Here is a 7,215-nt window from a genome sequence, read left to right as displayed (position 1 = left end):
CCCGGATCGCGTTGTCCACGTCGAGCCCGGAGTCGAGCTTGCGCACCAGCGACGCGCCGGAGAGCTGGGTCTGGTTGAAGTATTCCGAGACCCGCCCGCACCCGTCCGCCTGGACGCGGTGGTGCCCGCCCCGGAACGGGTCCTCCCCGACCCGGACGGCGACTTCACCCTGACCCCGGACGCGGCGCTGCGCATCGACCCCGCCGGCCGGGACGTGGCCGACCAGCTCGCCGGCTGGCTGCGCCCGGCGACCGGCTTCCCGCTGCCGGTGACCGACACGGCCGACCCGGTCGAGGGCCGGTTGACGCTCACCCTGTCGCCGACCGCCGCCGCCGACATCCCGACCCAGGACACCCGGTCCGCCGGCGCCGCGCCGCGTGACGCCCGGGACGGCGGGACCCCGACCGGCGGCACCCGGGACGGCGACGGTGACGACGACGCGCTCGGGGACGAGGGATACCGCCTCGACGTCACCGCCGCCGGTGTCCGGATCGTCGCCGCCACCCCGGCCGGCCTGTTCCACGGCGCGCAGACGCTGCGGCAGCTCCTGCCCGCGGCGGTGGAGAGCACCACGCCGGTCGCCGAGCGCTGGGTGATGCCCGGCGGCACGGTCGTCGACCGGCCGCGTTTCCCCTACCGGGGCGCCATGCTCGACGTCGCCCGGCACTTCTTCGGCGTCCGGGACGTGCTGCGGGTGGTCGACCACCTGGCCCGGTACAAGCTCAACCACCTGCACCTGCACCTCACCGACGACCAGGGCTGGCGGATCGCCGTCGACTCGTGGCCCCGGCTCGCCGAGGTCGGCGGCGCCACCGAGGTCGGCGGCGGTCCCGGCGGCTGGTACACCCGGGACGACTACCGCCGGATCGTCGCGTACGCGGCACGCCGCCACGTGACCGTGGTGCCCGAGATCGACCTGCCGGGCCACACGAACGCGGCGCTCGTCGCGTACCCCGAACTGGCCCCCGACAAGACCGCGCCGCCGCCGTACACCGGCACCGAGGTGGGGTTCAGCTACGTCGACCCGGCCGACGAGCGGACGTACGCCTTCGTCGCCGACGTGCTCGGCGAGGTGGCCGCGCTGACCCCCGGGCCGTGGCTGCACCTCGGCGGCGACGAGGCGTTCAAGGTGCCCGCGGAGAGCTACCGCGCCTTCGTCGCGCGGGCGCAGGCGCTGGTCGCGGCCACCGGGAAGACGGTCGTCGGCTGGCACCAGCTCGCCCCGACCGAGCACGTCGACGGACGCGTCCTGCAGTGGTGGGGCACGAACGGCGACGACCCGGACACGGCGGAGGCGGTGCGTCGGGGGGCCCGGGTCATCCTCTCCCCCGGCAACCACGCCTACCTGGACATGAAGTACGCCCCGGACACCCCGATCGGCCACGACTGGGCCGGTCTGATCGACGTGCGCCGGGCGTACGAGTGGGATCCGGGCAGCCACGTGCAGGGCGTACCGGCCGAGGCGGTGCTGGGCGTGGAGGCGCCGTTGTGGACCGAGTCGGTCACGACGCTGGCCGAGATCGAGTACATGTTCTTCCCGCGCCTGCCCGCCGTCGCCGAGCTGGGCTGGTCACCGCGCGAGACGCACGACTGGTCCCGGTTCCGCAGCCGGCTGGCCGCCCACGGCCCGCGCTGGACCACCGCCGGCATCACCTTCCACCCCTCCCCCGAGATCCCCTGGCCCTCCACCCCGCCCCAGATCCCCACCCAGCCCACCCCCCACCCCGCCCCCATCACCACCACCCCCTGAGGCCGGACGAGCAACTCCGCCCACGTCCTCGCCGCCACCGGTGCGGTGATCATGAGGTTGGCGGCGGCTCATGTCCGGTTTGTCGCCGTCAACTTCATGATCACCGGGTGGGGCGCGGCGGCCCTGTGGGCGGGGGCGGCAGGGGGGGGCGGCCTTGAGGTGGCCGGGTTGCGGGTGGGTGCGGCGGGGGTCCGGTGTCGGGGTGGGTGTCCGGATTTCGGGTGGTCGGGGTCACCGGTGGGGTGGAATCGGGGGCGGGGGCGCGGCGTTGTACATGGCAGACCGCGCCGCGTTACATCCCCGAGCCGCCGGAGCAGGCCATCCCCTGGCCGCCCGCGCAGGCCACCGGCCCGACGCACGTACCGGGCCACCTGATCTTTCTTCGCGGCATCCCCCGTCGCCGCGTACCCCCGACAGAGAGGCAACTGATCATGGCTACCACTCTGCTGCGCAAGACCGCTCTGACCGTCGCCGGCATCGCCGCCACCGCCGGTGGCATCGCCGGCCCCGCGATCGCCGCCCAGGCCACCCCGGCCGAGCGCGCCGTCCAGGTGCAGACCGACCGCCAGGGTCACGGTGAGCGGGAGCTGGGCGTGCGCTACGAGGCCCAGCCCAACTTCTACTTCTGCGGCCCGGCCGCGGCCCGTAACGCGCTGAGCGTGCAGGGCAAGAACATCGACGTGGACGCGATGGCCAAGGAGATGGGCACCACCGAGGCCGGCACCAACTCGATCAACGACATCACGCCGGTGCTGAACAAGGAGACCGGCAAGGACGTCTACAAGTCCACCGAGATCCCCGTGGACAAGGTCGGCGAGAAGACCGACAAGCTGCGTGCCGACATCGTGCGCGCGGTGGACGACGGCCGGGCCGTGGTGGCGAACATCGCCGGCACCGCGACCGACACCGACGGCAACACCCACTCCTTCGAGGGTGGCCACTACATCAGCGTGGTGGGCTACCGCGACGGCGGGAAGGTCGTGACGATCGCCGACTCGGCGAACCCGGACCAGGCCTCCTACCGGATGGACGTGGACGCCCTGGCGCACTGGATCGCCAGCCGCGGCTACAGCTCCTGACCGGACGACGAAGGGCCCGACCCCGTGGGGGTCGGGCCCTTCGGTCTGTCCGGGGTCAGCCGCCGGAGTCGTCCAGCTCGGCGCCCTCCGGCGGGGTGTCGTCGTCGCGGCTGGCCAGCCACCCGTCCGGCAGGAACACCTTGCCCGGGGAGTTGGTCCGGCCGCGCGGCTGGCCCAGGTTCTCCACCGGGAACGGCACCGTCGGGTCGAGCTCGGCGAGCAGGTCGTCGAGCTGCGCCAAGCTCTCGATCATGGCGAGCGACCGGCGCAGCTCGCCGCCGATCGGGAAGCCCTTCAGATACCAGGCCACGTGCTTGCGGAAGTCGGTGCAGCCGTCCCGCTCACCCCGGGCCGGGTTGCGGGCCCCGGCGACGAACTGGTCCACCAGCAGCTCGGCGTGCCGGCGCATGGTCACCGCCACCTCGCCCAGCGAGGGCAGCCGTCGCTCCGGGCGGCCGTTGAAGGCGGCCTCCAGGTCGGCGAAGAGCCACGGCCGGCCCAGGCAGCCGCGCCCGATCACCACGCCGTCGACCCCGGTGTGGGCGACCATCCGCAGCGCGTCGTCGGCCTCCCAGATGTCGCCGTTGCCGAGCACCGGCACGTCGAGCGCCGACTTGAGCGTGGCGATCGCGTCCCAGTCGGCGGTGCCGGAGTAGCGCTGGGCGGCCGTACGCCCGTGCAGGGCGACCGCCGCGACGCCGGCGTCCTGGGCGGCCAGCCCGGCCTCGACGTACGTCAGGTGGTCGTCGTCGATGCCCTTGCGCATCTTGACCGTGACCGGCACCCCGGCGGGCGACGCGGCGGCCACCGCGGCCCTGACCAGCCGGGCGAAGAGCCGACGCCGCCACGGTAGGGCGGACCCGCCGCCCCGGCGGGTGACCTTGGGGACCGGGCAGCCGAAGTTGAGGTCGATGTGGTCGGCGAGATCGCGCTCGACCACGATCCGCACCGCGGCGGCGGTGATCTCCGGGTCGGTGCCGTAGAGCTGGAGGCTGCGCGGCTGCTCCTCGGCGCCGAACGCGATCATGCGCAGCGTCTTCGGGTTCCGCTCGACGAGCGCCCGCGTGGTGATCATCTCGCAGACGTAGATGCCGCCACCCTGTTCCCGACAGAGCCGGCGGAAGCCGACGTTGGTGATCCCGGCCATCGGCGCGAGCACCACCGGCGGCCAGACCTGGTGCGGGCCGAGAGTGAGCGGGCGCAGGGCGGGCAGGGTCGGAGCGGTCACCGCACAAGTGTAAGGAAGGGCCCCCTGTGAACGTCTCCGGTAGAGCAGGGGCCCCTTCTTAACAGGGCACGTATCACAGCCGACCCCGCAGCAGACGGTTTTCCACAACGACGACGGCTGTCCACAGGTCGGGCGCACGGGCAGGAAGTGGACCGGTCGAAGCCGCACGCTGCCGGGCATGACCGAACAGCCACCCGAACTGAGCGACCTGGCGGAACGTCAGCAGCAGATCGTCACGCGTACGCAGCTTCTCGGCGTCGGATTCGACGACATGTACCTGTACCGGCAGACCCGGCGCGGCCTGTGGCAACGCGTGCTGCCGGCCACGTACGCGCTCGTCACCGGCACCCTCACCGACGAGCAACGACGCATCTCGGCGGCGCTCTACGCGGGCGCCGACGCACAGCTCACCGGTCTGGCCGCGCTGATCTGGTACGGCTTCCGGTACAGCCCGCGCACCACTGACGTACACCTGATCCTGCCGCACCACGTGCGGCGCCGCTCGGCCGGTCACGCGGTGATCGCGCGCGCCCTGGAGCTTGATCCGCGGGCCCGGCGGACCGCGCTGTATCCGGTGTGCTCGCCGGCGCGGGCGGTGGTGGACGCGGCCCGCGACCTGCGCCATCTGCGGCCGGTACGGGCGACCGTGGCCGAAGCCGTCCAGCGCGGCTTCACCGACCTGGCCAGCCTGGACCTGGAGATCCGCCGGGCCAGGCGTAGCCGTACCGCCCTGATCCGGAAGGCGTTCGCGGAGATCACCGACGGGGTCCGTTCGGCGCCGGAGACCGAGCTGCGGGAGTGCCTGAGCGGCAGCGGCGTGCTCACCGGGATCCTCTGGAACCCGCGGCTGTCGGCGGCCGACGGCACCCGGCTGCCGACGCCGGACGGCTACCTCGCCGACTGCGCGGTGGCGTTGGAGGTCGACTCGCGGGAGTACCACCTCAGCCCGAACGACTGGGCGCGGACGCTGGACCGGCACAACGAGCTGAGCCGGCACGGGGTGCTCATCCTGCACTTCACCCCGGTGCAGATCCGGAGGGAGCCGGGCCGCGTGCGGCGCACGGTGGAGGACGCGTACGCCGCCCGGCGCGGACTGGGTGCCGCGACCGGCGTACGAGCGGAGCCGATCTCCCCTTGATGACGGTGTTAAGAAGGGGCCCCTTCTCTACGCCAGGCGTTAAGAAGGGGCCCTTCCTTACACCTCAGCAGCCGGGGAGGCGCTCGATCAGGTAGCGCTCGACCTGGTCCAGCGCGACGCGCTCCTGGGCCATGGTGTCCCGGTTCCGCACCGTGACGGCGTTGTCGTCGAGGGTGTCGAAGTCGACGGTGACGCAGAACGGCGTGCCGATCTCGTCCTGCCGGCGGTAGCGGCGGCCGATCGCCTGCGAGTCGTCGAACTCGACCACCCAACGCTTGCGCAGGTCGGTGGCGAGCTGCTTGGCCTTCGGCGAGAGCGCCTCGTTGCGCGACAGCGGCAGCACGGCGACCTTGACCGGGGCCAGCCGCGGGTCGAAGCGCATGACGGTGCGCTTGTCCACGCCGCCCTTGGTGTTCGGCGCCTCGTCCTCGTCGTACGCCTCCAGCAGGAACGCCAGCACCGCGCGGGTGAGGCCGGCCGCCGGCTCGATCACGTACGGCATCCAGCGCTCGCCCTTGCCCTGGTCGAAGTACGACAGGTCGACGCCGGAGTGCTTGCTGTGCGTGGACAGGTCGAAGTCGGTGCGGTTGGCGATGCCCTCCAGCTCGGCGAACTCGGTGCCGCCGAACCGGAACTTGTACTCGATGTCGACCGTGCGCTTCGAGTAGTGGGAGAGCTTCTCCTTGGGGTGCTCGTAGAAGCGCAGGTTCTCCTCGGACAGGCCCAGGTCGAGGTACCAGTTCCAGCGCTCGGAGAGCCAGTACTCGTGCCACTGCTCGTCGGTGCCCGGCTCGACGAAGAACTCCATCTCCATCTGCTCGAACTCCCGGGTCCGGAAGATGAAGTTGCCCGGGGTGATCTCGTTGCGGAACGACTTGCCGGTCTGCGCGATGCCGAACGGCGGCTTCTTGCGGGCGACCGTCTCCACGTTCTTGTAGTTGACGAAGATGCCCTGGGCGGTCTCCGGGCGCAGGTAGTGCAGGCCCTCGTCGCTCTCCACCGGGCCCAGGTAGGTCTTCATCAGGCCGTTGAACATCTTCGGCTCGGTGAAGGTGCCCTTGTTGCCGCAGTTGGGGCAGTTCAGCTCCGTCAGCGAGGTCAGCGGCTTGCCGTGCTTGGCCTCGTACGCCTCCTCCAGGTGGTCGGCGCGGAACCGCTTGTGGCAGGACTGGCACTCGGTGAGCGGGTCGACGAACTCGGCGATGTGGCCGCTGGCCTCCCAGACCTTGCGGGCCAGGATGACCGCCGAGTCGAGGCCGACGACGTCGTCGCGCTGCTGGACCATGGTCCGCCACCACTGCCGGCGGACGTTCTCCTTCAGCTCGACGCCGAGTGGACCGTAGTCCCAGGCCGACCGGGTGCCCCCGTAGATCTCGCTGGAGGGGAAGACGAAGCCCCGGCGCTTGGCGAGGCTGACGATGGCGTCGATACGGTCGGCTGGCATGTTTCCTCCTACGCCGGCTGGCGGTCGGCGCGGTTGAGATGGATGGAACCGGGCTGTTCGGGACAACGGTACGACCGCGTCGGTCCCGGGCCCAGCAGAATACCGGGGAGCGCCTCAGCTCACCCCGCAGACCTCCATGCCACCGGTCTGCCGGTCGGGCGCCAGCGTGACGGTCTGCGCCTCCCGCCGGCCGCCGGCCAGCGTCACGTCCACCGGCACGGTCAGCGTGGTGGTGTCGACGTCACCCACCCGGTAGCCGGAGATCTGCGGCTCGGTGGCGACCCGCTGCTCGAACTCCGGCCGGGACTCGCGTCGCCGGGCGTCGTCGCAGAGCTGGTCGTACGCCTTGGACCACTCCCGCGTGACGAGCGCCTGGTAGTAGTCGTCGGTGACGGCCCGGCCCTGCTCCCCGACCGCCCGCACGTTGCTCACGGCCAGCCCGACCACTGCCGCGCCGCCTCCGCCGCAGCAGAGCAGCACCGCCAGCGCGCCGACCCCGAGGCCGAGCCAGAGCCGGGAGCGACCGCCCTCGGTGGGCGGGGCGGCGAACGGCGGGGCGACGCCGGGAGATCGGAA

6 protein-coding genes are annotated in these 7,215 nt (G+C 72.2%); 3 read left to right on the top strand and 3 right to left on the bottom strand.

The features are described 5' to 3' along the window. Window positions 1–64 precede the first annotated feature (64 nt). Window positions 65–1,750 (top strand): family 20 glycosylhydrolase, encoded by a 1,686-nt coding sequence (locus HUW36_RS21570; protein ID WP_425487253.1) that lies wholly within the window; start codon window positions 65–67, stop codon window positions 1,748–1,750. Window positions 1,751–2,181: 431 nt separating this feature from the next. Next, complete coding sequence (locus tag HUW36_RS21565; RefSeq protein ID WP_174529833.1) at window positions 2,182–2,829, top strand: C39 family peptidase; 648 nt, start codon at window positions 2,182–2,184, stop codon at window positions 2,827–2,829. Between the two features lie 55 nt (window positions 2,830–2,884). Here HUW36_RS21565 and dusB read toward each other — a convergent pair whose 3' ends face one another. Beyond that, a complete protein-coding gene (gene dusB, locus HUW36_RS21560; RefSeq protein WP_174529832.1) occupies window positions 2,885–4,057 on the bottom strand; it encodes a tRNA dihydrouridine synthase DusB in 1,173 nt (390 codons plus the stop codon). A 178-nt stretch (window positions 4,058–4,235) separates the two neighbouring features. Here dusB and HUW36_RS21555 point away from each other — a divergent pair, with 178 nt between their 5' ends. Beyond that, window positions 4,236–5,195: a type IV toxin-antitoxin system AbiEi family antitoxin domain-containing protein gene (locus HUW36_RS21555; protein ID WP_174529831.1), complete on the top strand. Its 960-nt coding sequence runs from the start codon at window positions 4,236–4,238 to the stop codon at window positions 5,193–5,195. Window positions 5,196–5,259: 64 nt separating this feature from the next. On the opposite strand, the gene HUW36_RS21550 is transcribed toward HUW36_RS21555, so the two are convergent. Beyond that, window positions 5,260–6,639, bottom strand: a complete 1,380-nt coding sequence (locus tag HUW36_RS21550; protein ID WP_174529830.1) for a glycine--tRNA ligase — start codon at window positions 6,637–6,639, stop codon at window positions 5,260–5,262. 114 nt (window positions 6,640–6,753) lie between these two features. Beyond that, the coding region (locus HUW36_RS21545) for an Rv0361 family membrane protein (RefSeq protein WP_174529829.1) at window positions 6,754–7,215 on the bottom strand (462 nt) is incomplete at its 5' end.

This window comes from Micromonospora maritima, assembly GCF_902825405.1.
GTDB lineage: Bacteria > Actinomycetota > Actinomycetes > Mycobacteriales > Micromonosporaceae > Micromonospora > Micromonospora maritima.
This window is presented reverse-complemented; position numbering and strand designations above follow the sequence as displayed.

Bases quoted from the DNA above. Each gene is read 5' to 3' on its own strand.
- HUW36_RS21565 (WP_174529833.1), top strand. From the start codon at position 2,182: ATGGCTACCACTCTGCTGCGCAAGACCGCTCTGACCGTCGCCGGCATC.
- HUW36_RS21555 (WP_174529831.1), top strand. From the start codon at position 4,236: ATGACCGAACAGCCACCCGAACTGAGCGACCTGGCGGAACGTCAGCAG.
- HUW36_RS21550 (WP_174529830.1), bottom strand. From the start codon at position 6,639: ATGCCAGCCGACCGTATCGACGCCATCGTCAGCCTCGCCAAGCGCCGG.